Below are 24,323 nucleotides of genomic sequence, written 5' to 3'. Positions count from 1 at the left end.
GGCGCGGCGGACAGGAGAACGGGCCGTGGGCACAAGGGAGAAGGGGCACCCCCGAGGGGGTGCCCCTTCTTTGTCACGGTGTTCGCGTGACGTCAGGCCCAGTCGTCCTGGTCCGCGTCGCTCGACTCGGAGCCGAGGCGGTCCTGCGACGGGTCCTCGACGTCGGAGCGACGGTCCCGCTGCCCCTGGTCCTGCTGGGTGCCGCGCTGCATGTTGTCGCGCGCGTCGTCCGCGGACTCGGCCGCCTTGTCGCGCTGGTCGCCGGCCGCGCCCTTGGCCTTGTCGGCGAACTCGCTGGCCTTGTCCTTGAACTGGTCGAAAGCGCCCATGATCACTCCTCCTGGAGTCTGTGGGGATGGGGCCTCGACCAGACTTACACGGGTGCGCGAAGTGCGCATCTCGGGACGAAAAGCCCAGCGCGGCAAGGACTTTGGGATCACGGAGCGTGAGGCTCAGGCGTTCGGTCCCGTGGTCGCGCCGGCCGAGCGGGCCGTCTCGTCGGCGGCGCCGCCCCGGCCGACGAGGCCGCGGTGGGTACCGGCCGCGCGGGCGAGGGCGGGTTCGACCTGCCGCATCTGCCGCTGCCCGAGGGCGCCGCCGATGACGGACGGGAGGTAGCCGCGGATGGACTGCATGCCGCGCAGCCACGCCTGCCCGTAGACGTGTGGGGAGCGGCGCACGATCCCGGCGGCGATACGGTCGACGGCGGGTTCGAGCGGATAGGTGCGGTTGGTGGGCCAGGGCAGCTTGGAGCGCAGGTCGCGCAGGACGTCGTCCTCGTCGGCGCCGCGCACCATGTCGGTGTCGGTCCAGCTCAGGTAGCCGACGCCGACCTTGACACCCTTGTGGCCCACCTCCCCGCGCAGGCAGTGCGCGAAGGCCTCGACGCCCGACTTGCTCGCGCAGTACGCGGCCATCAGCGGCGCCGGGGTCAGCGCCGCCAGCGAGGCGATCTGGAGGAGATAGCCGCGCGACCGCAGCAGCGCGGGCAGGAAGGCGCGGGCGGTGGTGATGCTGCCCAGCAGATTGACCTGGATGACGCGGTCGAACGCCTCGGGGTCGGAGTCGAGGAAGGGGCCGCCGGTGGCCACCCCGGCGTTGGCGACGACGACGTCGACCCGGCCGAAGCGCTCGGCGACCTCCTCGGCCACCGCCGCCATCGCGGCCCGGTCGGTGACGTCGGCGGTCCACCAGCCCGCCCGCGCCCCGATCGACTCGGCGACCTTCTTCAGCTCGTCCGGCTCCAGGCCGACCAGCGCCAGCGTCGCCCCGCGCGCGGCGAGCTTGCGCGCCAGCAGCGCCCCCACCCCGCGCGCCGCCCCCGTGACCACCACGACCTGCCCGTCGAGCGAGCTGTCCGTACGGCTGCTCATGCGCTCTTCTCCTCTGTCCGTGTGTCGGTGACCGGGTCAGTAAGTGTGCCGGTACGCGTGTCGGTGCGCGGGTCGGTGCGCGGGTCGTCCACCGCGCGCGCGTCGCCGGACGCGGCACCCACCCGCAGATAAGCCGCGGCCAGCTTCCGTACCGCCGCGACCACCGCGTCCGCGTCCTCGATCGGGGTCATGTGGCCGAGCCCGGGCAGCTCGATCAGGTCGGTGCAGTTCGGCAGGGCGGCGGCCATGCCGCGCGCGTGCACCGGAGGGGTGAGCTTGTCGGCGGTGCCGACCAGCACGGCCGTGGGCGCGGTGAGCGCGGCCAGTTCCGCGTCGAGGTCGAGCGCGGCGAGCACCCGTCCCCACTCGGAGCGCTGCCGCGCACCGCAGGCGTGCACGATACGGGCGGAGAAAGCCACCTGCTCGCGGGTCGAACCGGACGCCAGCACGCCGTACTTGAGCGCCGCGCGCGAGACCGGGGTGACCGGTCCAAGCGGCAGCCGGGATACGAGGAGCTGCCGGTGGAAGGCCCGCCGGACGCGCCGGGAGCTGAAGCGGGGCGGCAGCACCTGGGTCGAGCCGAGCAGCCGGGCGCTGCCGGTGCTGGTCATGAGGACGGCGGCCGTACGCTCCTGGACGGCGGTACGCCCGGAGGCCGCCATGATCGTCATACTGCCCATGGAGTGGCCGACCAGCACGGCCTTCTCACCGTCGTAGCCGTCACCGGTGCCGTCGCCAGCGCCGCCGCCGTCAGCGGCTCCGAGAGCGCCGGCTCCCGAAGCGCCCCCCGGCAGCACAGCCCTCACCACCGCCTCCAGATCGTCGGCGAGCTGCGTCGTCCCGTACCCCGCCCGCGACCGCGGCGACGCGCTGCGCCCGTGCCCGCGCTGGTCGTACGCGATGACCCGGAAGTCGGCGGCGAGCGCACGGACGACCGGGGCCCAGAAGAGGGTGGAGCAGGTCCAGCCGTGGGCGAGGACGAGCGGCGGGCCGTCCGCGCGGCCGTACTCCTCGACGTGGATCCGGGTGCCGTCGGCGGAGACGACGGTCAGCTCGCGGCGGGCGCGTACCGCCTCGTAGGGCACCGTCATGACACGGCCTCCACAGCCTCGCGCCGGCCCGCGACCGGGGCCAGCACCTCGTATTCGGAGAGCTTCAACTGCCGGGTGGCGCGCCGGAATTCGGCGGTGGTGCCGGGCCAGGCGGTGGTGTTGCGCCCGTTCGCGTCGAGATACCAGCTCTCGCAGCCGCCGGTGTTCCAGACCGTACGGGCGGCGCGGCGCTGCATCTCCTCGTTCCAGGCGGTGACGGCCTCGGGCCTGGCCTGGAGGGCGGCGGCGCCGGTGGCGTCGAGGGTGCGCATGAAGTCGGCGACGTAGTTCAGCGACGACTCGATCATCAGGATCATCGAGCTGTTACCGAGGCCGGTGTTGGGGCCGATGATGAACAGGAGGTTGGGGAAGCCGTCGACCGCGCAGCCGCGCAGCGCGGCCATGCCGTCCTTCCAGTGCTCGGCGAGCGTGCGGCCGTCCGCGCCGATCACCCGGTCGCCGATCGGCATGTCGGTGACGTGGAAGCCGGTGCCGAAGACGATCGCGTCCACCTCGCGCTCGGTGCCGTCGGCGGTGACGATCGTCGAGCCGCGGACCTCGCTGAGCGCGGAGGTGACGACCTCGGTGTTGGGCTGCGCGAGCGCCGGATAGTAGGTGTTGGACAGCAGGATGCGCTTGCAGCCGATGGTGTAGTCGGGGGTGAGGCGGGAGCGCAGCTCCGGGTCCTTCACCGACCGCTTCAGGTGGTTGGCCGCGATCCGCTCGGCGGCCTTGAGCAGCTTCGGGTGCCGTACGAAGGCGCCGACCTGGAACTCCCTGATCAGCCAGAGCAGGCCGCGGCGCGCCTTGGCGGTGGCCGGGACCTTGCCGTGCAGCCAGCGCTCGGCGGCGCTGACCCCGCGGTCGACGCGCGGCATCACCCACGGCGGGGTGCGCTGCACGACGGTCAGCCGCGCGACCTCCGGCTGGATGGACGGCACGATCTGGATCGCGGACGCGCCTGTGCCGACCATGGCGACGCGCTTGCCCTTGAGGTCGAAGTCGTGGTCCCAGCGCGAGGAGTGGAAGACGCGCCCGGGGAAGTCCTCGATCCCGGGGATGTCGGGGATCTTCGGGTCGGACAGCGGCCCGGTCGCGGAGACGACGACATCGGCGGTCAGCTCGCCCGTCGCGGTCGTCAGGTGCCAGCGGTTGGCCTCGCCGTCCCAGCGGGCCTGCCGCACCTCGGCGCCGAACCGCAGGTGCGGGCGGAGCCCGAAGGTGTCGGTGACCCGCTCCAGATACGCCCGGATGTGCTCCTGCCCGGAGAAGGCGCGCGGCCAGTCGGGGTTGGGCGCGAAGGAGAACGAGTACAGGTGCGACGGCACGTCGCAGGCGCAGCCCGGATAGCTGTTGTCGCGCCAGGTCCCGCCGACCGAGTCCGCGCGCTCCAGAATCACGAAGTCCGTGATGCCCTCGCGCCGCAGCCGTACCGCGGCCCCCAGCCCGCCGAACCCGGACCCGATCACCGCCACCCGCACGTGTTCGAGCTCGTCCATGGCACCGCCTTCCGCCGAATTGTGCCCCCGTCGATCATGCCAGCAATCACTGGCACGGTTCGGACTGTAGACCATGCCGGGTTACCTCCGGTAGGGGTAGGGGCGGAAGTCGTCCGTACGTGGGGCGCGGGGTGGCGCGTGGGGTCCCGGACGGCGGGGCGCGCGGTGGCGGACGACGGGCGCGCGGTGGGGCGTACGGGCCAGGACACGGGGCGTCCGGCGGGGGCGTACGCGTCCGGGCGGCGGGGCGCGCGACGGAGCGTACTGGTCCGGACACGGGGGCGTACGGCCAGGCGCGCGGCGGCGGATGTCACGACGGAATACCTGCCCAGGGGCGGGGTCGGACAGCCCCGAACAGCACATAGGCTGGCCGCGTGGACGACAACGGAAGCGGCGGCGCGGGGGACCACGGCGCGGGCGACGGCTCCGGCAGCGGCTCAGGGGCCGAGCGCGAGTACCGCGTGGAGGAGCTGGCCAAGGCGGCCGGTATCCCCGTCAGGACGCTGCGGTTCTACCGTGAGCGGCGGCTGCTCCCGCCACCGCGCCGGGACGGCCGGATCGCCTGGTACTCCGAGGCCCACCTCGCCCGGCTGCGGACCATCGCGGGGCTGCTGGAGCGCGGCCACACCCTCGGCGGCATCGCCGAACTGATCGGCGCGTGGGAGAACGGCCGCACGCTCGGCGGCGTCGCCGAACTGCTCGGCCTGGAGGGCGCGCTCACCGCGCCCTGGTCGGAGGAGACCCCGGTCCGCCTCACCCCCGAGGAGCTGGCCGACTACTTCGGCGAGGACGTCACCCCGGAGAATCTGACGACGGCCCTCGACATCGGCTACATCGGCGTCGACGGCGAGAACGTCATCCACATCAGCCGCCGCCTGCTCGACGCCTCCGCCGCCCTCGTCCACGAGGGCGTGCCGCTGGCCGCCGTCCTCGCCGCCGGACGCGGCGTACGCGCCCACACCGACGCGCTCGCCGACCTCTTCACCCAGGTCATCCGCACCCACGTCATCGGGCCCATGGACGACCTCCCGCCCGCCGAGGCCCACCGCATAGCCGAGTCCCTGCAACGCCTGCGGCCCCTCGCCAAGAACATCGTCGACGCTGAGATGGGGCTCGCGATGGAGCGGCGGGTACGGGCCGAGATCGACGCCTGGCTGCGGCAGCAGGCGGAGCGGGCGGAGGGCGACGCGGGCTGCGGAACGGACGGCGGTACGGACGGCGGCGCGAAAGCCGATGTGGGCGGCAGTACGGACGGCGGTACGAAAATCGGTACGGACCCGGCCGAACCCACCGCCGGCGCCTGACGTACGCACCGCGCCCGACGTACCGGCCGCGTCTGACCCGTCACATCACCCCGCACATCGCGAGCGCGCCGCCGCACGACCTGCGAGAGTGGACCACAAGGCCGTACCGACCCGGGAGGTGCCCCGTGCAACAGCCCAACGACTCCTCGGCAGACCAGGCCATTCTGGGCCGGATCAGCGCGATGGTCGCGGACGAGAAGGCGCTGCGCGACCTGCTCGCCGCAGGCAGCATCGACGGCGCGACGGAACAGGAGCGGCTCGCCGCCCTGGAGCGCGAGCTCGACCAGTGCTGGGACCTGCTGCGGCAGCGCCGCGCCCTGACCGACGCGGGCGAGGACCCCGGCGACGCGAAGGTCCGCCCGGCCTCCACCGTCGAGAACTACCGCTCATGACCGACGGCGCCGCCTCCGTCCACGGTGACGTCACGGTCACCGACGCGCCCGAGAGCAAGCGGTACGAGGCACGTATCGGCGACGACATCGCCGGGGTGGCCGCGTATCTGCGCACTCCGGACATGATCGCGTTCATCCACACCGAGGTGAAGGACGCCTACGAGGGCCGCGGCGTCGGCTCCGCGCTCGCCCGTACCGCCCTGGACGCCGCCCGCGCGCAGGGCCTGCGGGTCCTGGCGATCTGCCCGTTCTTCGAGGGCTGGCTCGGCAAGCACCCGGAGTACGCGGATCTGCTCTACGTACCGGCGAGCAACGTCTCCGACTGAGCCCCCGTACGTACGGGCGTCCCTAACCCGCTCGCACCGACCGCCCGTACCGCCGCGCCCGCACCGCACGCGCCTCGACGTCCATGTCGGATTTCCGCCAGACCGGAAGCCTGACGACGGGCGATGCTGGTGGCGTGGACACGGATACGGATACGGACAGGGATACGGACAGGGCTACGGCTACGGCTACGGCTGGGGCTGCGGTCGCGGCTGCGGGCAGGGCCGCGAGCGGGAACGCCGCCGGGGGACCGGTCCGGGACTCCGGGTCGGCCGCGGCCGTCCCGGACTTCGACACCTGCGTACGCGCCGTCCGGTCGAAGGACGCCCGCTTCGACGGATGGTTCTACACCGCGGTGCGGACCACCGGCATCTACTGCCGCCCGAGCTGCCCCGTGGTGCCGCCGAAGGCCGAGAACATGACCTTCCACCCGAGCGCCGCCGCCGCGCAGCAGGCCGGTTTCCGGGCCTGCAAGCGGTGCCGCCCGGACGCGAGCCCCGGCTCGCCGCAGTGGAACGAGCGGGCCGACCTGGTGGCGCGCGCGATGCGGCTGATCGCCGACGGGGTGGTGGACCGCGACGGGGTGCCGGGCCTCGCGGCGCGGCTCGGCTACAGCGCCCGGCAGGTCGAGCGGCAGCTGCTGGCGGAGCTGGGCGCCGGGCCGCTGGCCCTGGCGCGTGCCCAGCGCGCGCAGACCGCGCGGCTGCTGATCGAGACGAGCGCGATGCCGATGGGCGAAGTGGCCTTCGCGGCGGGCTTCGCCAGCATCCGCGCCTTCAACGACACCGTGCGCGAGGTCTTCGCGCTGTCGCCGAGCGAGCTGCGGGCGCGGGTCGCCAAGGGGCGTCCGGCCGCGGGGACCGGCACCTTGTCACTGCGGCTGCCGTTCCGCCGGCCGCTCACCCCGGACAATCTCTTCGGGCACCTGGCCGCGACCGCGGTACCGGGCGTCGAGGAGTGGCGGGCGGGCGCGTACCGGCGCACGCTGCGGCTGCCGCACGGCACCGGGATCGTGGCGCTGCGGCCCCAACCCGACCACATCGCCTGCCAGTTGTGGCTCACCGACTGGCGTGACCTGGCGCAGGCGATCAGCCGCTGCCGCCGGTTGCTCGACTTGGACGCGGACCCGCAAGCGGTGGACGCGCTGCTGTCCGCGGACCCGGTGCTCGCGCCGCTGGTGGCGAAGGCGCCGGGGCGGCGGGTGCCGCGAGTCACGGACGGGCCGGAGTTCGCGGTCCGCGCCGTCCTCGGGCAGCAGATCTCGACGGCGGCGGCCCGTACGCACGCCGCCCGTCTGGTGCTCGCGCACGGCGAGCCGGTCACCGACCCCGGCGGCGGCCTCACCCACCTCTTCCCCGCTCCCGCCGCGCTCGCCGGACTCGACCCCGCCGCCCTCGCGATGCCGCAGACCCGCAGGAACACCCTGGCCGCGCTCGTACGGGCCCTGGAGAGCGGCGAGTTGGACCTCGACGTCGGCAGCGACTGGGTACGGACCCGCGCCCAGCTCTCGGCGCTGCCCGGATTCGGGCCGTGGACGGTCGAGACGATCGCGATGCGGGCGCTCGGCGACCCCGACGCCTTTTTGGCCACTGACCTCGGCGTGCGGTACGCCGCCCGCGACCTCGGCCTGCCGACGACTCCGGCGGCGCTGGTACGGCACTCCGCCGCCTGGTCGCCGTGGCGGGCCTACGCCACGCAGTACTTGTGGGCGACGGGTGACCACCCGATCAACGTCCTGCCCCCCAACACCACCGATGAGAAAGGGACTTCACCCTCATGACCGCCACCCGCCCCGCCCCCTCGGCGGAGCACCCGGTCCACACCGTCGTGGACAGCCCCTGCGGCGAACTGACCCTCGTCGCCCGCGGCTGCGCCCTCACCGGCCTCTACATGACCGAGCAGCGGCACCGCCCCGCGCAGGAGACCTTCGGCCCGCGCGGCGACAGCCCCGTCTTCGCCGCCGCCCGCGCCCAGCTCGACGCCTACTTCGCGGGCGAACTCACCCGCTTCGACCTGCCGTTGGCGATGTCGGGCACACCCTTCCAGCAGCGCGTCTGGTCGGCGCTGCGCGACATCCCGTACGGCGAGACCGTCTCGTACGGCGAACTCGCCGCGATCCTCGGCCATCCCACCGCCTCCCGCGCGGTGGGCCTGGCCAACGGCAGGAATCCGATCGGCGTCATCGTGCCGTGCCATCGCGTCGTCGGCGCGGGCGGCGACCTGACGGGCTACGGCGGCGGGCTGCCGCGCAAGCGGTGGCTGCTGGCGATGGAGAACGGCGTCCAGCAGCCGGTGCTGCTCTGAGGTGCGGAAGTCTCCGGTGCTGCTCTGAGGGCGCGGAAGTCTCCGGTACCGCTCTGAGGTGCGGAAGTCTCCGGTACCGCTCTGAGGTGCGGAAGTCTCCGGTGCCGCTCTGAGGCGCGGGAGCCGCCTCAGCTCTCGACCAGTGCCGCGGGCACCGGCCGTACCGGTTCGCTGTCACCGTCCTCCTCGGGGCGGCGCCGCCCGCGCCACCAGCCGAACGCCGCGAGGGCCGCGACGCCGAGCAGTGAGGCGCCGCCGATCGCCTCGCCGAGGTGCAGGCCGGGCGGGGTGAAGGAGCAGGAGACCGAGGTGGCGCCCGCGGTGACGGGCACGGAGATCAGCCCGAGGTAGGAGCGCGCGGGGTGCCTGGAGCCGTTGTCGGTGGCGCAGCTCCAGCCCGTGATGGCCGGGGCCGCGACGACCGCGAATCCGTGCGCGCCGGAGGGGAGTTGGGCGCTGATGCCGTCGTCGGTCACCTGGACGCGGGTGGCGGCGCCCGCCGCCAGCTTCCGCTCGGCGGCGGCGAGCCTGCCCCGGTCGAGGCAGCCGACGCCGTCCGAGGAGAGGGTGCCGGGCTCCTGGGCCCGTACCTTCAGGGCGAACTTCCCGCCGCCGCGCGGCACTTCGCCCAGGCGCTCGACGGCGGCGCGGTGGGTGGGCATCCGGCCGAGGAAGTCGACCGGCGCGGCGCCGGGGAGCGTGACCTGACCCTTGAAGTCCGGTGACCAGAAGTACACTTCGCTGCCCGCGGGGCAGGACGTCCGCAGCGAGTACGTACTGGTCCGCGGATGCCGCACGTACCCGGTGACCCGGTATCCCTTCGGGGTGCGCGGCATCAACCGGCCCTTGCTGTCGCGCAGTTCGGCGCTGGTCGGGGTGTAGACGGCGGAGCCGAGCAGCAACTCCTGGTTCCGGTACGGCGAGAGGCCGTAGCGCCCTGCCGGTGCGGCGTCGCGCATCGTCACCAGCGGCGGCACCTCCTGCCGGGTGACGGTCGGCGGCACGTTCGGCGGCGGGTTCACATGCACCTGGTGCGGATCGCGGCGCGAGTGGACGCGCGCGCCGACCGAGAAGATGACGTCGGTGACGGGGTTGTCGAGGCTCTGCAACGACCGGCCGCGGGAGGTCCAGCCGCCGCCGAGCGCCATCAGGGTCTTCGTCCACACATCGGCGGTGAGGCTGCTGTAGTACTGCGCGCCCTGGCCGTCGACCATCAACGGGTCGTTCCCGACGGTCTGTTCGCGTCCGGGATCGGTGCGGTAGTCCGGCCAGCCGTCGGCCTTCGCGACGGCGTCGTACTGGTACGTCTCGCGCTGGCCCCACTGCCCGTAGTCGTCCATGGTCGCCAGCCGCTTCCTGACGTCCCAGGCGTTGGTGAACGCCGACTGCCCGATCTGGGCGCCGATCAGCAGCGTGGCGGCCAGCACCACGGGCAGCGTGGCGGTCGCGGAAGCCTTGGCGGGCGCGGAAGCCCCGGTGGCCGCGGTAGCCCCGGTGGGCGCGGCACCGCCTTGCGACCGGTCCGCCGCCCAGCGCAGCAGCAACAGGGCGCCGATCGTGGCCACCAGGCCGAGCGCGAGCAGCGGATACGTGCCCTGCCCGGTGACGCCCTTCTCCGCACCGAAGCGCGTGACGGCCACCAGCGCCGCCATCACGCCCGTGGCCCACGCGAGTTGACGCCGGCCGGGCAGACCGTGCGCGAAGGCGAACCACCCGGCGATCACCATCATCCCGCTGAGCACGAACGTCTCGCGGTACGCGCTGCCGTTGGGCGTGGTGAAGGCGTGCCACAGCAGATGCGTCGGCTTCCACTGGAACGACGCGGTGACCACCAGCACCAGCACCGTCCACACCGTGCGCGTGCGGCGCGGCACCGCCGGGTGGAAGGGCAGCGCGAAGGCCAGCAGCAGCGCCGCGGTGTCGATGTACGTGGACGGCGTCGTGAAGCCGTACGTGCCGGGGAGCATCCGGCCGAGCAGGTCCGACCACGGCTTGGGCTCGAACTCCTGCACCAGGCCGGGGTAGGCGAGCTTCGTCCCCTTGAAGATGGTCAGCACCAGCGGCGCGGACAGACCGATGCCGAGCACCATGCTGCGCGCCGCCCTGCCGAGCGCGCGCAGCCACTCGCGCGGCGCACGCGTACCGCCGGGGCCGCCGACGCCCGGTGCGGTCCCGTCCTGTGCGGTCCCGTCCTGTGCGGTCCCGTCCTGTGCGGTCCGGTCCGGCGCGGTCGTGTCGCCGCGGTCGGGCTCGGTCAGCAGCCGGGCGATGAGGACGAGCCCGGCACCGATCGTCGCCATATACGCGGTGTAGAAATTCGCGATCCAGCACAGGGCGACCACGAGGACGCTCAGATACGGCCGCCGCGCGGTCCGCGCCCACTCCCCCACCAGGCACAGCAGCGGGAACGCGATCAGGCCGTCCAGCCACATCGGGTTGTACGACGCGAGCATCACCGTCCAGCCGCACAGCGCGTACGACGCGCCGAGCGCGCCCGCCGCCCACCACCGGCCGGGGCGCAGCGCCAGCAGCAGTACGGCCATCGCCGCGGCGGCGGCGCCGATCTTCAGCACGGTCACGGCGTAGACGGCGAGGTCGATCCGGTCGCGCGGGAAGAAGGCGACCAGCAGCGCGAAGGGGCTGGAGACATACGTGCCGAGGTCCGGCAGGAAGCTGCTGCCGTAGCCGGACTGCCAGTTGAGCAGGAGCCCGCCGTCGGCCCTGCCGTGCAGCAGGTCCCACAGGTGCGCGTGGTACGGGACGAACTGATTCCCCAGGTCATTGACGCTGCGCGTGCGCGAGCCGAACGGGTAGCTGCCCGCGACCGCGTCCCCGATACAGAAGGCGACGGCCGCGACGCCCGCGGCGAGCAGCGCCGCCCGTGTGCGCGCGGCGAGGAACCAGGACCTCACGCGGCCGACCGCTCCCGGAGGGACTTCTTGAGGTGCCATCGGTTCCCCCGGTACGCATGTTCTGTGAATGTCGCCAGATATTAGGCATCCCCGACAGACAGGAACGCGACATTCCACCGACTCCGAGGTGAACGTCAAACACCCGCCCGGTGCCCGAAGGCAACCGGACGGGTGGAGGATCACACAACGGACGGCGTCACCTGGTGCCGCGTCCGACTGGACGAAGCCACAACCGACGGCGTCACATGATCAGACGCGTACGGGTTCGTGCTCCTCCTCCGAAGCACCGGTCCCCGAGGCGCCGCCGCCGGTAGTCACCGTGTCACCGAGGCTCTTGCGGAGCTGCTCACCCTCGACGTCCACATTGGGCAGCGCGCGGTCGAGCCAGCGCGGCAGCCACCAGGCGGAGCGCCCGAGCAGCGCCAGCACGGCGGGGACGATGGTCATACGAACGATGAACGCGTCGAAGGCGACCGCGATCGCGAGGCCGAAGCCCATCATCTTGATCATCGACTCGGAGGAGCCGATGAAGCCCGCGAAGACGCTGATCATGATGACCGCCGCGGCGGACACCACCCGCGCACCGTGGTTGAAGCCGGTGACGACGGCCTGGCTCGGCGACTCCCCGTGGACGTACGCCTCCCGCATCCGGGTGACGAGGAAGACCTCGTAGTCCATCGCGAGACCGAACACCACACCGATCATGAAGATCGGCATCATGCTCATGATCGGCCCGGTCTGCTCCACGCCCATCAGGCCGGACAGCCAGCCCCACTGGAAGACCGCCACGACCGCGCCCAGTGCCGCGAGCACCGACAGCAGGAAGCCGAGCGCCGCCTTGAGCGGCACCAGCACCGACCGGAACACGAGCATCAGCAGCAGGAACGCCAGGCCGACGACCAGCGCCAGGTAGGGCACCAGCGCGTCGTTCAGCTTCTGCGACACGTCGATGTTCATCGCCGTGGTGCCGGTGACCAGGACGTGCGCGCCGGTCGTACCGGTGAACTCACCCTGATGCCCGCGGATCGCGTGCACCAGGTCCTCGGTCTGCGCGCTGCTCGGCTTGGAGTCCGGCACCACCGAAAGGGTGGCCGTGTCGCCCTTGGTGTTGAAGGCGGGCGCGTTGACCGTCTTCACATCGGGGAAGCCGGTGATGGTCGTCTTGATCCGGTCGACCGCCGCCTTCGGGTCGTCGCTCGCCGCGGCGTCGACCACCACCATCAGCGGCCCGTTGAAGCCCGGCCCGTAACCGTCGGACAGCAGGTCGTACGCCTTGCGCTGGGTCGTGCTGACCGGCTGCGAACCGTCGTCGGGCAGGCCCAGTTGCATGCTCGTCATCGGGATCGCGGCCAGGCCCAGCGCCACGACGCCCGCGACCAGGATCGGCACCCGGCGGCGTACCACCATGCGCGCCCAGCGGGTGCCCATGTTCGGCTTGCCGGTGTCGACCGCGCGCCCCTTGCGGACCTTGCGGCTGAGCGCCTTCGGTCCCGCGAAGCCGAGCAGCGCGGGGATCAGGGTGAGCGCGATCAGTACGGCGATGGCGACGGTGGCCGCCGCGGCCAGCCCCATCTTGGTCAGCATCGGGATGTTGACCACGGCCAGGCCCGCCAGCGCGATCAGCACGGTCAGACCGGCGAAGACCACCGCGGAGCCCGCCGTGCCGACCGCCCGGCCGGCCGCGTCCTCACCCTCTCGGCCCTCCATCAGCTCATGCCGGTGCCGCGAGACGATGAACAGCGCGTAGTCGATACCGACCGCCAGTCCGATCATCGACGCGAGCGTGGACGACGTGCTGGACAGACCGAGCGTGCTGGCCAGCGCGGTGATCGACGCGATACCGATACCCACACCCATGATCGCGGTCAGCAGCGGGAGCCCCGCCGCGACCAGCGAACTGAACGTGATCAGCAGCACGACCGCCGCGATGCCGACACCGATGATCTCGCTGTTCCCGGTCTCCACCGACGCCTGGAGCGCCGTACCGCCGGTCTCCACCGTCAGCCCGGCGTCCCTGCCGTGCTGCGCCGCGTCCTCCAGCGCCGTGTGCGTGGCGTCGGTGATGTCGGAGGACTTGGCCGTGTAACTGACCGACGCGTAAGCGGTGGTGCCGTCCTTGCTGATCGCGTCACCGCCGGCGGCGAACGGATCGGCGACCGTCGCCTTCTGCGGTGTGCTCTTCAGCTCGTCGACGACCTTCTCGACCGCCGCCTTGTTCGGTCCCGCGGTGATCTTCTGACCGTCGGGTGCCTGGAAGACCATGCGCGCGCTCGCGCCGTCGGCGTTCGTGCCGGGGAAACGCTCATGCAGCAGGTCGAACGCCTGCTGCGCCTCGGTGCCGGGCACCGTGAAGTTGTCGCTCGGCGCGGACGGCGCGGTCGCCGCGCCGACACCGGCGAGCGCCAGCAGCGCCACCCATATCAGTACGACGAACCGCCGTCGCCGGAAAGCGAGCCGGCCCAGCTTGTAGAGGAATGTGGCCATGGGGGCGTGGGCTCCCGTCAGGAGGATGGAAATGTGGGCGTGAGGAACCAGCCCGACGACGAGAGCGGCGTGTCAGGTGGAGCGGTGGTGCGGGGAATGTCGTGCTGAGTCGTGCCGGGGCGCCGAGTCGTGCTGAGTGGCGCGGGGAAAGGTCAGATCACATCAGTGGTCACTGCGCTTCGTCACGACAGACGCAGGGCGGGGACGACCACCGCGTCGATGTATCTGTGTGAGAAGTCGGGGTCGGGGTCGAGACCTTCGATGATGGGCCGCGCCAATGCGGCCCCGAACAGCAGGTGCGGGACGAAGTCGCGTGCCGGATTGTCGGCGGCCAGCTCACCGCGGTCCACGGCGCGCTGCACAAGAGCCCGGAAGCTGACCAGCTCCGGCTCGATGAGCAGCTCCCGCAGGGCGCGGAACAGGTCCTCGTTCCTGAAGGCCGCGTGGGCGAGCCCGCGCATGAGTTCCTGGTCCCGCTTGGTCTCGTCCTGGTCGTGACAGCGGATGAGTTCGTGCAGGTCACCGCTGAGCGAGCCCGTGTCGATGTCCGCCGTGGACACCGACTTGGAGTGCCGCAGCGCGGTGGCCACGAGTTCCGGCTTGCCCTTCCACTGGCGGTAGAGGGTCGCCTTGCTGGAACGCGTACGGGACGCGACCGCGTCCATCGTCAGCGCCTCGTAGCCGACCTCACGCAGCAGCTCGACCACCGCCGCGTAGAGCTCGTGCTCGCGCTCGGGGGTCAGGCGCGTACGACGCGTGGCGGAAACCTCAGCCGTCATGTCGCCCTGCCCTCCGAGTCGAAACGATGTCGTACACATAACCATAGACGGCCCGCGATCGAAACGCCACCGTTTCGATCGTGGGTCGAATCACGTTCACGACGCTCAACCGTGCCCGCGCCCTCGCGCGCACGGATCCGCACCGCCCAGGCGCGGCGCCGCGGTCGACCTCGCGTCCCGGCTCAGGCGGGAAGCGCCAGCGTGTGACCGGTGTGCTCGACCTTCGCCCGCAGGTAGCTGACATTCGCCGCCGACACGTGGACGGCGGTCGGAATCCGCTCGACCACGGCCGTCCCGAGCGCGGTGAGCTGCCGCGCCTTGTCCGGGTTGTTGCTCAGCAGCCGTATGCCGTCGACCCCGAGCGCCGCCAGCATCTGGGCCGCCGCGGTGTAGTCCCGCTCGTCCTCGCCGCGCCCGAGCGCGCGATTCGCCTCGTACGTGTCGAGGCCGTCGTCCTGGAGCGCGTACGCGTCGAGCTTCGCGTACAGACCGATCCCCCGGCCCTCCTGCCGCAGATACAGCAGATACCCGCCGGTCTCCGCGATCCGCTCGACCGCCTCGCGCAACTGCGGCCCGCAGTCGCACCGCTGCGACCCGAACACGTCCCCCGTCAGGCACTCCGAATGCGGTCTGACCAACGGCGGCTCGGCGCCCTCGTAGTCCCCGAGTCCCAGCGCCAAGTGCTCCTTGCCGTCCACCAGACCGGTGAACGTGAACACGTCCGCCGTCGTCCCCCACCCGTCCGAGAACCGCAGCGGCACCCGCACTTTCGTCCGTATCCCGGCGGCCGGCAGCGGATTGTCCCCGCCCCGCGCCGCGTTGACCGCCGTGCCCGACGCACTGGTCGACACCTTCGACGCCATGCTGACCCCCTCATAAGATCTTGAAACATCAAGCTCTTTCGGCGGTCGGATTATTTCCCCCACCCCGAGATGTGACCCAGGCCACACACATAAGTCGCCGTCCCCGCTCCCCCCTCGACCCGCCCGATACAGCCGCCCCCGGGTCCGCCATGCGCACTGACCGTCAGCCGCAAGCTGTTCCGGCACCGCCAGGCCGACCAGGCGATCGGCACGATGTGCGCGTCCTACGTCAACTCCGCCAACCTCGGCATCCCGGTCGCCGTCCACGTCCTGCACGACACGTCCTTCATCGTGTCCGCCGCGCTCTTCCAGATGCTCTTCGTCACCCCGCTGATCCTCGTCCTGATCGACCTCGACACCCACCGCGGCGTCGGCGCGCTGTGGCGGCGCATGCTCCGACTCCCCTTCCGCAACCCGGTGATCGCCGCCTCCGCCACGGCCCTGGCGGCGGCCGCCACCGGACTGACCCTGCCCGCCGAAGTGGTCTCCCCCGTCCAACTGCTCGGCGGCGCGGGCGTTCCCTCCGCGCTCTTCGCCCTCGGCATGTCGCTGCACGCCCGTTCCCGCCCCACCCCGGCCGCGCGCACCGAACGCCGTCTGCTGGCCGGCCTCAAGACCGTCGTCCGCCCCCTCCTGGCCTATCTGCTGGCCCGCTACGCCTTCGCCCTCTCCGGCAACGCCCTCTTCGCCGTCGTCCTGTGCGCCGGACTTCCCACCGCGCAGAACGCCTTCATCTTCGCCTCCGAATACCGGCTCCCCACCGACCTCCCCCGCGACACCGTCCTGCTCACCACCCTGCTCTCGATGGTCACCCTCACCCTGATCGCCTACGCGCTCGGCTGACCCCCGCCCCCACCGGCGGACGGCGTCACCGGCTGCCCCACCTCATACGTGAGATAGGCGAATTGGCCGACCCGCTCCACGTCCGTCAACCGCAGCCGCCCCCCGTCCAACCGTCGGGGCAGCAGCGGCGCCCCCGCTCCCAGCGTCACCGGCGCGACGCCGAGGATGATGTCGTCCAGCAACCCGGCGTCGGCGAAGTTCCCGACCAACTCGCCGCCGCCGAGCAGCCACACGTTCTCCCCGTAGCCGCGGCTGCCACCGCTCCCCTCCCGCGCCGCGGCCACCATCTCCGCGTGCACCGGCCGTACGTCGCCCTGGACGAAGCGGATGTCGGCCCCCGGCACGGCGGGCAGATCGTCCCGGTGCGTGAAGACCCAGCACGGCCGGTCCCGGTACCAGCGCCGCCACTCCTCCGGCCGGTCCACCACCTTCTCGTGCTCCAGCACCCAGCGGTACGTCGTCGCACCCATCGCCAGCACCCCGACGCCCGCTATGAAGCGCTCGAACGGCTCTCCGGGTTCGGTGTCCACCTCGAAGAGCCAGTCGAGCGAATTCGCCTCATCGGCGAGGAATCCGTCGAGCGTGGTCGCTGTGTAGTACTGAGTCCTGGTCACCGTCACAGCCTGCCACCCACCACTGACAATTGCCCCTCAAGCGGACATCGGCGCAGGTCGGCCGCGCTCAACGCCGCGGCAGCGGCGGCCCGTCCCGGGCCCGGGCCCTCACACCCCGAGCTGGCGTGCGGCGGCGTCCACCGTCTGCGCCAGCAGCACGGCGATCGTCATCGGCCCGACCCCGCCCGGCACCGGCGTGATCAGCCGCGCACGACCGCGGGCCGTCTCGAAGTCCACGTCGCCGACATTGCCCGCGTTGTACCCGGCGTCGATCACCACCGCGCCCGGCTTGATGTCCTGACCCCGGATCAGCCGGGGCCGCCCCACCGCCGCCACCACGACGTCCGCCTCCGCGACCACCGCGGCCAGGTCCTCGGTACGCGAGTGGCAGTACGTCACCGTCGCGTCCTTCGCGAGCAGCAGCATCCCGACCGGCTTGCCCAGGATCGCGCTGCGGCCCACCACGACCGCGCGCTTCCCCGCGAGCCCGACCTCGTACTCCTCCAGCAGCCGCATGATGCCGCCCGGCGTGCACGACACGAACCCCGGCAGACCGAAGCTCATCGCGCCGAACGAGCTGACCGTGACGCCGTCGACGTCCTTCTCCGGCGCGATGGCCTCGAACGCCGCCCGCTCGTCGATGTGCGGGCCCACCGGATGCTGCAACAAGATGCCGTGCACCTCGGGGTCGGCCGACAGCGCGCCGAGCGTCTCCACGAGTTCCGCCGTACTGGTCCGCGCGGGAAGCGCCACATGGCGCGACAGGATTCCGGCCTTCGCGCTGCGCGACTGCTTCATCCGCACATACGTCACCGACGCGGGATCCTCACCCACCAGCACCGTCGCCAGGCACGGCGCGAATCCTGTGCGCCGCGCAAGGATCGACGCCTTGGCGGCGGTCTCCCCCATGATGCGCCGGGCAAGACCGGCCCCGTCCATGAGCCGCGCGGTATGTGTCGATGCCACCGTTGCCTCCAGGCGTGTTCAGTCCACTCGCCCAGGCGCACGGCACCGACGTATGCGTCAGGCCGCTCCCCGGTGGTACTCCACCTCAGCGCCAGTCACGGCCCACCCGCACTCTATCCGCCCCCGCCGCCCCCGTCCCGTGTCGCCGGTGCCGGGCCGGGACCGCAAGCCGCCCTGAAAAACTCCGCCGCCCTGAACCATCTCGAACGGACCCCGTAAAACGACAGAAATCCCGTCCGATCATGAAGACCGGCGGGATTCCGTCAAACGTTCCCGAAATCGCCCAGGAACGGCCCTGTTGTGGGGTGTTGACGAATACCTCTGATCAGGCACACGTGGCGCCCGTGAAGATCGCTTCCCGCGGCAAGGTTGATCGTTTCCCGCGCGAGGTGTCAGCGAGGGGCCTCAGTCCCACCAGAAGTCCCAGTTGTGGACACCGGTGAGCCGCTCAGCGTACGCGCCCAGTGTGTACGGGCGTCTGCCCTGCCAGATGTTGTCAGGGCAGAAGGCGAAGTGCTCCGCAGCGACCAGGAGGGCGTCCTCCTCAGTTGTGGGTGGGGCTGCGACGCTGAGATGCAGGGTGGAGAAGCCGACAGCGACGACACGGGCGCCGAACCGGTTCTCCCAGTCGCCGACGATCGCGGAGAACTTCGCCGTGTCGTTGTCGTAGTTGGCGGGACCGGACCATCCTGCCGTTGTGAGGGCTTCTGCGCCGGATGCGGCGGTGACCAGCCCGAGACGCGACTTGGGGTGGTCGGAAAGGAACACCTCGGCGTACTCGGCGGCCAGTTGGTCAGCGCTCAACACGGCTTCTCGGCTGGGTGCACGTCCAGGCCAGCCTTGCTCGAAGGGGGCGGTGACGGCGAGGCGCCGATCGGCCGACAGCATGTCGTCGTCTTCATCGACGGCGGTATACGTCGCCCACCACTTCGCGAGAAGGGCGGTTGGGTCGTGGCCCGTGGCAGCGGACATCTGCTCTGGAAACACCTCGCCCGATCCCCAGGGGCGGAATTCGGCATCCTCGGGGTCGAGCGCGTCCAGCAGCAGGGGCCACTGGCCGGAGTCTCTGTGTTCGGCGTGCATCCGAGCCCACAGCCCGGCTGCGGCCGGCTCGTCGCTGAGCCATAGGGGTTGGGAATCCCCATCGCCTTCACTGGACGTGATCATCCGGCCGGGCGGCATCACTGAGCGGATCCGAGCACACCGTCACGGAACTGTTGGAAGGTGTGCCAGCCCGACGTCTGTCCCGGATTGATCAGGTCCCCTTCGGCGAGATCGAGCACCTTGCACCGCAGAGCCTCTGCAAGGCGGAAGACGGGTGCCAGCACGTCGTCGCCGGAGCCCCGAATGTGAAGCATGATCGAGTCCACCGGCTCTTCTGAGCCGATGCTGAGTTCGATGGACCAAGTGGGGCCGGACAGGTCGCCCCACGTGGGGTCCGAGAGATCAACTTCGGGAACGGCCCGGGTGACAGCCGCGAGCACGTCGCATCGCCGGCCGAGCGGTTCCGACGAGTAGTCGTCGGGAAGCTCGTGCATCGAGGTGACCTCGTCGGGCAAGCGGAGGAGGAGCACATCCCAGCTCATGGTGGCCTTTCAGGCAGGACTCAAGTAGCGGTCGCGGTCGGTCAGATCAGGCTGAACTGCTCTCCAGGAGGCTGTGGCAGGAGCACGTTCTGCAACTGGCGGACGTTCGCGCGCCAGGAGGCGCCACTCGGCTCGGCCCACAGCTCCATCAGATCGGACGGCTCGGTCATGACACGGCCGAGGGCCTGACGTGCCAGATCGCGCAGGCCGGTGAGATCAGGAAGGAGCTCTTCCGGCCCATAAACGGGATCAGCAGGCTCACCCCCGGGACACTGCGCCGCGACGAGGGCGGCCGCGGCCACGGCTTCCTCTGATTCTGGCGCTTCGTGGTAGTCCACGGTGTCGATCACACGGGTGAGAGCTCCGCGGACGAGGCCCTCGCGTTCGCCTGCGGCAACCTCGTCAAGGTCGCCACAGAAGTCCGCTGCGGTGTCGTTGTCGAAGGGGCCGACGTCCCAAGTGCCCATAAGTGTCTCCCGATCACGGTGCTGATCGAGGAATCCTGACAGAGGCCACTGACAGCGGCCGCACGGACCGGACCAGCGTGAAGTACGCCGGGGTCGGGAACGGCTGCCAGACGTGGGTCTGACCAGCACGTCCAACGCCTTTGGAGATCGCTTCCCGAGTGGTGATCGCTTCCCGGGAGAAGCGTGGGCCGCCTATGGGGCGGAAATGTCGTGCAGGTTGCCGCATGCGTCCTCTCGGATGTGCAGCCGACGCAGGTCTTGCAGTGCTGCGGCTGGGAAGGGGTGTTGCACCCACTTTGCTCGGTAGCCCTCTTCACCGTGAAGCCGCAACACTGACTGCGCGGCCTCGATGACAGCGTGACTCAGGGCGCTACGGCTTTGCGTCGAGGTCCATACGAGCGTGCCGGCATCGTCGTTCGCGTCGAAGCTCGCGGACATGTCTGGGAAGCGGTAGATCGTTATGTCCACGTCCGGCCCCAGACGTCGGAGGACCCACCTGACTTCGGCCGGTTCGAGGTCGAAGGAGAACCGGTGGACGGAGTTCGGGCTGTAGAGGCCGGCAACGCTGTGAAGCAGGTCGGCAAGGGCATCGGTGAGGTAGCTGACGATGTCCTTGCGCTCCGACGACCCGTCTGCGATGCGGCAGGTTGCCCAGCCGGACCCGCTGAGTTCCCAGCTGAACTGGAGATCAGGCACCGGCCTCGTCCTCCCACCTTCGGCGTCCGACTTGGCGAAACTGGGCCAGCAGCCGGAAGAACTCCTCGACCGGTGTGGAGTCCGCTGGTGTCGCACGCTCGATGCCTGCTGCCCAGCTGAGGGAACCGGAGATGCCCTGCTGCTCACGAAGCCAGTAGGTGAAGTCCCCGTCGGGCCAGAAATCGAAGGGTTCGTTGATGTCGTGCACGCCCAGGGCGACTCGGTAGCCGATGAGGATGGAGTGCAGGTGCTGGAGTGAGCCGCCGGGAAGCCACATGCCAGGTCGCAGACGGACCTGCTCCAGGAAGTCGTAGACGCTGGTGCACTCCTGCCAGTGCTTGACGCTGTTCTGGGGGCTGTCCTCTGCCGGCACGAGATGAGCTTACGGCGCGGACGGGAGTTGTCGTGGGGCGACGCGGTGCGGGCGGAAGGCAGGCGTGTGTGGTTGTTTGGGGGCATGAGCGGTCACCTTCTGCGATCTTGGTGCGCTCCCTTCTACGGTTGCCTGGAGCTTCGGAGGCCGTGGAAGCCGGCTGTCGACTGCGGGCGATTGGCGGGACGAGATGACATCGCTGTTTCAGCGTCTGGATGAGGAAGAAGCCATCGTGCGCGGCGAGTTGTCCGCGTTGCGGGAGAAGATCACCGTCGCCGAGGAACGGCTGGCGCGGTTGACCATCACCCGGGAGACGGCGGAATCGCTTCTGGGCGGCGGTGCTTCCACCGAGGGTCCTCAGGCAGCGTCGGAACAGGCCGGGCAGGCGCCGCCCGCCAGCAGTTCGCCCCGCGGTTCGGCCGAGGTCTCAGCTTCGGCTGATGGCGATAGCTCAGGTGCTTCTGCTGCGTCCGGGACCCAGTTGGACTGGGAGGTGGCACGCGAGCAGATGCTGGTGCTTCTGGCTGGGGCTGGGCGGGCGATGAAGGTGCAGGACATCTGCGCGGCGATCGGCGAGGACGTCACGAGCACGCGGCGGGTGGAGACGACCCGTTCCCGGCTGAAGCGGATGGCGAAAGAGGGCCGGGTGGTTGAAGGCCCGACGGCGTATTTCGCGATCGCGCCCACGGCTGGCGGACACCGTCAGGAAGGAGTGGGCATGAGGTGACGCGACGGCCGCCGGTGCGGCCGGGGAGGGTGGCACCGCCGAGGGTTCAGCTCGGCGGTGCCGAATGTGCGTGAGCGCCCAAGTGAACGGTGGCTCCCGCGTTTTCGAGCGTAGTAGATGCCTTCCCCCCTCAAAGCGTGGAGCCGCGAAGTCGTCATGCCCGGTCGCCGTTGTGCGGTTCCGGGCGCGAATCGAGGCTCAATGCGTCCCAGTTCGATCGGTCGTGGAATTTCGCGGCCACAGCCGCCCTCCGGTGAACGCGCCCAGTCGGGCGACAGTGGCCACGTCGGGCCAGGACCGGCCCGGCGAGCAGATCCGCGATGGCCTGCCGGTTGACTCCGGAACCGGCCGCCGCCGCCCGCAGGCTCAGTCCCTGATCGGCCAGCGCCCGGGTGAGGGCGTCAGCGATCTGTCGAACCGCCTCGGCCGCGGGGTCGGGGCTGGTCTGTTCGGGCCAGGCTTCCGGATCGCGGGTCATCTGCCGGGGGGAGCGTGCGCGGGCGCGTCCGCCGACCATGCGCGCACCATCCTGTCCGTCGAAGTCGATCACGCTTGGAATGGCTGCTTGTCCAGCCGGTATGTATGGCCGTGGTCGTTGATCCCGATACGTCTGCGAAGATCGCCCGCTACCGCCCCCGGCAGGCTCCACCGCTCTGGGACGAGGTCGCGCCACTCGTCAGCTCGGTGGCCGCTGCCACGGTGAGCTCGGTTCCCTACGAGGTGGAGAGGCTGCTGCACGTCCTCGGGCGCCTGGCGTTGTGGGCCGAGTCGGCGGGGCTGGAACGCGATCCGGATACGTGGTTGCGCAATGAGGTGATCGACGCGTTCGTCCTGTCGCGGGCAGGAGACATCGAAACGTCGTCGGTGCGGACCTACCGGACGTGGCTCCTGCGGGTGCGGGATGCTCTGGCCTTCAGCGAGCGCGGAGAGGCAGCCCCGTCGCGGATGCACGCGGAAGCGTCTCCGCACCAGCCCTACACGGCAGCCGAGTTGGCGGGTCTGCGGCACTGGGCCGATCACCTGCCGGGCCAGCAGCGGACCGATGCCCTGGCACTTCTGGGCCTGGGCGCGGCGCTGGGGCTCACGCCCAGGGAGGTGGCGGCTAGTCGCGGCGTCGATCTGCGGCGTCCTCGCCAAGGCGGGCCGCTGCTGCACAAGGGCGTCAAGCGTGTGGTCCCGCTCGTCGCCCGAGCCGGCTGGGATGCCCTGCTGGGCGAACTGGCGGAACGGGCGGGCAGCGGGTACGTGTTCCGGCCCGGGCGGACCGTCGAATACTCCAAGAACCTGATCGGCTCCTGGTCTCTGATGCACCGGCCGCCGGGGAACACGCCCGCAGTGTCCGTGGGCCGGCTGCGAGCGACGTGGATCGTCGAGTTCATGCGCGCGCATATTGATCACCACCTGATCGCCCAAGCGGCCGGACTGGCTTCCGCCGCCTCCCTGGCCCGCTGGCAGCATCTGGTGCCGCCCGTGGACGAGGCGACCGCAGCCCGGCTGTTGCGGGGCCCGGAGCAGCGGTGACCAAGCCCCGGGCCTGGCGGAACCCGGAGAAGATCAAGCACTGCCGACCCCGGCGGGTGACCGACGCCCCCTTCGAAATCCCCGATTCCAAGGTCGGCCAGCTCGATGCCGTCCTGCACCAGTCCGGGGTGCTGGAGCTGATTGACGCCGAGTTGGCGGGCCGCCCGGGACCGAAGGGGCTGCCAGTGCGGACCGTGCTGGTGGGATTGCTGCTGGCGCTGCATCACCACCGCAGCGCGAGCCTCGCGGACGTCTGCCGGGTTCTGCTCGATGAGCTGCGAGCCCCTACCCGCTCCTGGCTCGGCATCCCGGACAACAGCAGGGCTGACGGCCACGCCAGGATCGCGTTCTCCCGCCGCGTCTACCGGTCCTTCGACCGCCTGACCACCGCCCTGGACGCGCAGCGCTGCGACCGGCGCCGCCGGCTTCCCGCCGAAGAGGCCGGGATCGTGGCCGACGCCTGGGAGGATACGGACGCCGAGCACAAACGACGCCTGGAACTGCTGCAGGAGATCAGCGATCGTCTGATCCTGATCACCGTCCGCCTCGCTCACCGCCGGGGCCTGCTCAAGGGCTGGCGGGGCGACATCGGCGCCGACACCACACCGATTCCCGCCTGGCACCAGCCTCCCCGCGAACGACGGGGCCTGGCCTCCGTCGAGCTCACCGGGGGCTGGCACTACTGCGGAGGCTCCGAGGAAGGAATCTTCGGGCACTCCGCCAGCCTCCTGGTCGCCGCCAGCCGACGGCACCCCGCAGGTCATCCGCAGGCCGGTGAACGTGTCAGCCGGCATCCGCAACTCGCCCTCGGTCTCGTCCTGGACACCCCGGGCAAGCGCATCGGCCCGAACGCCGTTCACTCCCTGGCCCAGCTCGCCCCGTTCGGTTTCCCGACGGGACTGCTGGCAGCCGACCGCGCCTACACCGACCAGACCACCGAGAACTTCGCACAGCCGGTCCGCACCATGGGCTACCAGTTGGTCCTCGACTACAAACAGCAGTACCGCGGCGTCCAGGGCACCTAGAAGGGCGCCCTCCTCGTCGACGGGTCCCTCACCTGCCGTAACCTGCCCCCGCTTCAACCACTCCCACCGCGTCCCCGCGCCGCAGCCAGCCGTCGTCGACCTCACCAAAAAGCGAGCCACCGCCGCACACACCGCGGCCAAGTCCACCGTCCCGATCCCGCAAGGCGAACGGCTGCGGCC

Annotated in this window: 25 protein-coding genes and 1 riboswitch; of the genes, 9 read left to right on the top strand and 16 right to left on the bottom strand. The window is 71.0% G+C overall.

The window, feature by feature from the left end; all coding sequences use genetic code 11:
- Nucleotides 1-92: 92 nt before the first annotated feature.
- The 4 genes from ACIQCJ_RS05405 to ACIQCJ_RS05390 form a co-directional block, all read right to left on the bottom strand.
- Nucleotides 93-329, bottom strand: a complete 237-nt coding sequence (locus tag ACIQCJ_RS05405; protein WP_355337909.1) for a hypothetical protein — start codon at nt 327-329, stop codon at nt 93-95.
- Nucleotides 330-452: 123 nt separating this feature from the next.
- The gene (locus ACIQCJ_RS05400; RefSeq protein ID WP_391121038.1) at nt 453-1,373 is read right to left on the bottom strand and encodes a short-chain dehydrogenase/reductase; all 921 of its coding nucleotides are present in this window, start codon (nt 1,371-1,373) and stop codon (nt 453-455) included.
- The gene (locus tag ACIQCJ_RS05395) at nt 1,370-2,464 is read right to left on the bottom strand and encodes an alpha/beta fold hydrolase (protein WP_402710756.1); all 1,095 of its coding nucleotides are present in this window, start codon (nt 2,462-2,464) and stop codon (nt 1,370-1,372) included. The genes ACIQCJ_RS05400 and ACIQCJ_RS05395 overlap by 4 nt, the downstream gene beginning before the upstream one ends.
- Nucleotides 2,461-3,963, bottom strand: coding sequence for a flavin-containing monooxygenase (locus ACIQCJ_RS05390; protein ID WP_402710755.1), 1,503 nt, complete (start codon nt 3,961-3,963; stop codon nt 2,461-2,463). Before ACIQCJ_RS05390 ends, ACIQCJ_RS05395 begins: the two co-directional genes overlap by 4 nt.
- Before the next feature lie 461 nt (nt 3,964-4,424).
- Between ACIQCJ_RS05390 and ACIQCJ_RS05385 the strand changes: the two genes are divergently transcribed.
- The 5 genes from ACIQCJ_RS05385 to ACIQCJ_RS05365 all read left to right on the top strand — a co-directional run bounded on the left by ACIQCJ_RS05385 (nt 4,425) and on the right by ACIQCJ_RS05365 (nt 8,287).
- A complete protein-coding gene (locus tag ACIQCJ_RS05385) occupies nt 4,425-5,267 on the top strand; it encodes a MerR family transcriptional regulator (protein ID WP_402710863.1) in 843 nt (280 codons plus the stop codon).
- A 125-nt stretch (nt 5,268-5,392) separates the two neighbouring features.
- Complete coding sequence (locus tag ACIQCJ_RS05380) at nt 5,393-5,659, top strand: DUF2630 family protein (protein WP_355337897.1); 267 nt, start codon at nt 5,393-5,395, stop codon at nt 5,657-5,659.
- On the top strand, nt 5,656-5,985 hold the full coding sequence (locus ACIQCJ_RS05375; protein WP_401310391.1) for a GNAT family N-acetyltransferase: 330 nt from the start codon (nt 5,656-5,658) through the stop codon (nt 5,983-5,985). The genes ACIQCJ_RS05380 and ACIQCJ_RS05375 overlap by 4 nt, the downstream gene beginning before the upstream one ends.
- A gap of 134 nt (nt 5,986-6,119) precedes the next feature.
- Nucleotides 6,120-7,763 (top strand): AlkA N-terminal domain-containing protein, encoded by a 1,644-nt coding sequence (locus ACIQCJ_RS05370; protein WP_402710754.1) that lies wholly within the window; start codon nt 6,120-6,122, stop codon nt 7,761-7,763.
- Entirely contained in the window at nt 7,760-8,287 is a 528-nt protein-coding gene (locus ACIQCJ_RS05365) for a methylated-DNA--[protein]-cysteine S-methyltransferase (protein WP_355337888.1), read from the top strand. The genes ACIQCJ_RS05370 and ACIQCJ_RS05365 overlap by 4 nt, the downstream gene beginning before the upstream one ends.
- 128 nt (nt 8,288-8,415) lie before the next feature.
- Here the strand turns inward: ACIQCJ_RS05365 and ACIQCJ_RS05360 are convergent, their stop codons facing one another.
- The 4 genes from ACIQCJ_RS05360 to ribA form a co-directional block, all read right to left on the bottom strand.
- Complete coding sequence (locus ACIQCJ_RS05360) at nt 8,416-11,238, bottom strand: YfhO family protein (protein WP_402710753.1); 2,823 nt, start codon at nt 11,236-11,238, stop codon at nt 8,416-8,418.
- A gap of 210 nt (nt 11,239-11,448) precedes the next feature.
- Nucleotides 11,449-13,683, bottom strand: coding sequence for an MMPL family transporter (locus ACIQCJ_RS05355; RefSeq protein WP_355337882.1), 2,235 nt, complete (start codon nt 13,681-13,683; stop codon nt 11,449-11,451).
- A gap of 182 nt (nt 13,684-13,865) precedes the next feature.
- Nucleotides 13,866-14,462 carry a TetR/AcrR family transcriptional regulator gene (locus ACIQCJ_RS05350; RefSeq protein ID WP_188282412.1) on the bottom strand — a complete coding sequence of 199 codons (597 nt, stop codon included), beginning with the start codon at nt 14,460-14,462 and terminating at the stop codon, nt 13,866-13,868.
- A 182-nt stretch (nt 14,463-14,644) separates the two neighbouring features.
- Nucleotides 14,645-15,325 carry a GTP cyclohydrolase II gene (gene ribA, locus ACIQCJ_RS05345; protein WP_402710752.1) on the bottom strand — a complete coding sequence of 227 codons (681 nt, stop codon included), beginning with the start codon at nt 15,323-15,325 and terminating at the stop codon, nt 14,645-14,647.
- Nucleotides 15,326-15,451: 126 nt separating this feature from the next.
- Between ribA and ACIQCJ_RS05340 the strand changes: the two genes are divergently transcribed.
- Nucleotides 15,452-16,168, top strand: coding sequence for an AEC family transporter (locus tag ACIQCJ_RS05340; protein ID WP_402710862.1), 717 nt, complete (start codon nt 15,452-15,454; stop codon nt 16,166-16,168).
- Here the strand turns inward: ACIQCJ_RS05340 and ACIQCJ_RS05335 are convergent.
- The 7 genes from ACIQCJ_RS05335 to ACIQCJ_RS05305 all read right to left on the bottom strand — a co-directional run bounded on the left by ACIQCJ_RS05335 (nt 16,153) and on the right by ACIQCJ_RS05305 (nt 20,870).
- Entirely contained in the window at nt 16,153-16,782 is a 630-nt protein-coding gene (locus tag ACIQCJ_RS05335) for a dihydrofolate reductase family protein (protein ID WP_402710751.1), read from the bottom strand. The two genes, ACIQCJ_RS05340 and ACIQCJ_RS05335, sit on opposite strands and share 16 nt — an antisense overlap.
- A gap of 108 nt (nt 16,783-16,890) precedes the next feature.
- Entirely contained in the window at nt 16,891-17,721 is an 831-nt protein-coding gene (locus ACIQCJ_RS05330; protein WP_401857512.1) for a bifunctional 5,10-methylenetetrahydrofolate dehydrogenase/5,10-methenyltetrahydrofolate cyclohydrolase, read from the bottom strand.
- Between the two features lie 49 nt (nt 17,722-17,770).
- A riboswitch (ZMP/ZTP riboswitch) is annotated at nt 17,771-17,857 on the bottom strand.
- A gap of 296 nt (nt 17,858-18,153) precedes the next feature.
- Nucleotides 18,154-18,831, bottom strand: a complete 678-nt coding sequence (locus tag ACIQCJ_RS05325; RefSeq protein WP_401857362.1) for a DUF4253 domain-containing protein — start codon at nt 18,829-18,831, stop codon at nt 18,154-18,156.
- Between the two features lie 98 nt (nt 18,832-18,929).
- On the bottom strand, nt 18,930-19,334 hold the full coding sequence (locus tag ACIQCJ_RS05320; protein WP_402710750.1) for a hypothetical protein: 405 nt from the start codon (nt 19,332-19,334) through the stop codon (nt 18,930-18,932).
- Nucleotides 19,335-19,375: 41 nt separating this feature from the next.
- On the bottom strand, nt 19,376-19,801 hold the full coding sequence (locus ACIQCJ_RS05315) for a DUF4259 domain-containing protein (protein WP_402710749.1): 426 nt from the start codon (nt 19,799-19,801) through the stop codon (nt 19,376-19,378).
- A gap of 192 nt (nt 19,802-19,993) precedes the next feature.
- Nucleotides 19,994-20,497 carry a hypothetical protein gene (locus tag ACIQCJ_RS05310; protein ID WP_402710748.1) on the bottom strand — a complete coding sequence of 168 codons (504 nt, stop codon included), beginning with the start codon at nt 20,495-20,497 and terminating at the stop codon, nt 19,994-19,996.
- Complete coding sequence (locus ACIQCJ_RS05305) at nt 20,490-20,870, bottom strand: hypothetical protein (RefSeq protein WP_391043393.1); 381 nt, start codon at nt 20,868-20,870, stop codon at nt 20,490-20,492. The genes ACIQCJ_RS05310 and ACIQCJ_RS05305 overlap by 8 nt, the downstream gene beginning before the upstream one ends.
- Before the next feature lie 190 nt (nt 20,871-21,060).
- On the opposite strand from ACIQCJ_RS05305, the gene ACIQCJ_RS05300 reads away from it, so the two are divergent.
- Nucleotides 21,061-21,597, top strand: coding sequence for a hypothetical protein (locus ACIQCJ_RS05300; protein WP_402710747.1), 537 nt, complete (start codon nt 21,061-21,063; stop codon nt 21,595-21,597).
- 154 nt (nt 21,598-21,751) lie between these two features.
- Here ACIQCJ_RS05300 and ACIQCJ_RS05295 read toward each other — a convergent pair whose 3' ends face one another.
- On the bottom strand, nt 21,752-22,147 hold the full coding sequence (locus ACIQCJ_RS05295) for a hypothetical protein (protein WP_391162365.1): 396 nt from the start codon (nt 22,145-22,147) through the stop codon (nt 21,752-21,754).
- A 32-nt stretch (nt 22,148-22,179) separates the two neighbouring features.
- On the opposite strand from ACIQCJ_RS05295, the gene ACIQCJ_RS05290 reads away from it, so the two are divergent.
- A complete protein-coding gene (locus tag ACIQCJ_RS05290) occupies nt 22,180-23,118 on the top strand; it encodes a hypothetical protein (RefSeq protein ID WP_402710746.1) in 939 nt (312 codons plus the stop codon).
- The gene (locus ACIQCJ_RS05285; protein WP_402710745.1) at nt 23,115-24,143 is read left to right on the top strand and encodes a hypothetical protein; all 1,029 of its coding nucleotides are present in this window, start codon (nt 23,115-23,117) and stop codon (nt 24,141-24,143) included. The genes ACIQCJ_RS05290 and ACIQCJ_RS05285 overlap by 4 nt, the downstream gene beginning before the upstream one ends.
- Nucleotides 24,144-24,323: the final 180 nt, after the last annotated feature.

Source organism: Streptomyces sp. NPDC093221 (assembly GCF_044753885.1).
Lineage (GTDB): Bacteria > Actinomycetota > Actinomycetes > Streptomycetales > Streptomycetaceae > Actinacidiphila.
This window is presented reverse-complemented; position numbering and strand designations above follow the sequence as displayed.

Excerpts from the sequence above, each read along its gene's own strand:
- ACIQCJ_RS05405 (WP_355337909.1), bottom strand. The coding sequence starts at position 329 with ATGGGCGCTTTCGACCAGTTCAAGGACAAGGCCAGCGAGTTCGCCGAC.
- ACIQCJ_RS05400 (WP_391121038.1), bottom strand. The coding sequence starts at position 1,373 with ATGAGCAGCCGTACGGACAGCTCGCTCGACGGGCAGGTCGTGGTGGTC.
- ACIQCJ_RS05395 (WP_402710756.1), bottom strand. The coding sequence starts at position 2,464 with ATGACGGTGCCCTACGAGGCGGTACGCGCCCGCCGCGAGCTGACCGTC.
- ACIQCJ_RS05390 (WP_402710755.1), bottom strand. The coding sequence starts at position 3,963 with ATGGACGAGCTCGAACACGTGCGGGTGGCGGTGATCGGGTCCGGGTTC.
- ACIQCJ_RS05375 (WP_401310391.1), top strand. The coding sequence starts at position 5,656 with ATGACCGACGGCGCCGCCTCCGTCCACGGTGACGTCACGGTCACCGAC.
- ACIQCJ_RS05365 (WP_355337888.1), top strand. The coding sequence starts at position 7,760 with ATGACCGCCACCCGCCCCGCCCCCTCGGCGGAGCACCCGGTCCACACC.
- ACIQCJ_RS05360 (WP_402710753.1), bottom strand. The coding sequence starts at position 11,238 with ATGGCACCTCAAGAAGTCCCTCCGGGAGCGGTCGGCCGCGTGAGGTCC.
- ACIQCJ_RS05355 (WP_355337882.1), bottom strand. The coding sequence starts at position 13,683 with ATGGCCACATTCCTCTACAAGCTGGGCCGGCTCGCTTTCCGGCGACGG.
- ACIQCJ_RS05350 (WP_188282412.1), bottom strand. The coding sequence starts at position 14,462 with ATGACGGCTGAGGTTTCCGCCACGCGTCGTACGCGCCTGACCCCCGAG.
- ribA (WP_402710752.1), bottom strand. The coding sequence starts at position 15,325 with ATGGCGTCGAAGGTGTCGACCAGTGCGTCGGGCACGGCGGTCAACGCG.
- ACIQCJ_RS05330 (WP_401857512.1), bottom strand. The coding sequence starts at position 17,721 with ATGGACGGGGCCGGTCTTGCCCGGCGCATCATGGGGGAGACCGCCGCC.
- ACIQCJ_RS05325 (WP_401857362.1), bottom strand. The coding sequence starts at position 18,831 with ATGCACGCCGAACACAGAGACTCCGGCCAGTGGCCCCTGCTGCTGGAC.
- ACIQCJ_RS05320 (WP_402710750.1), bottom strand. The coding sequence starts at position 19,334 with ATGAGCTGGGATGTGCTCCTCCTCCGCTTGCCCGACGAGGTCACCTCG.
- ACIQCJ_RS05315 (WP_402710749.1), bottom strand. The coding sequence starts at position 19,801 with ATGGGCACTTGGGACGTCGGCCCCTTCGACAACGACACCGCAGCGGAC.
- ACIQCJ_RS05300 (WP_402710747.1), top strand. The coding sequence starts at position 21,061 with ATGACATCGCTGTTTCAGCGTCTGGATGAGGAAGAAGCCATCGTGCGC.
- ACIQCJ_RS05290 (WP_402710746.1), top strand. The coding sequence starts at position 22,180 with ATGGCCGTGGTCGTTGATCCCGATACGTCTGCGAAGATCGCCCGCTAC.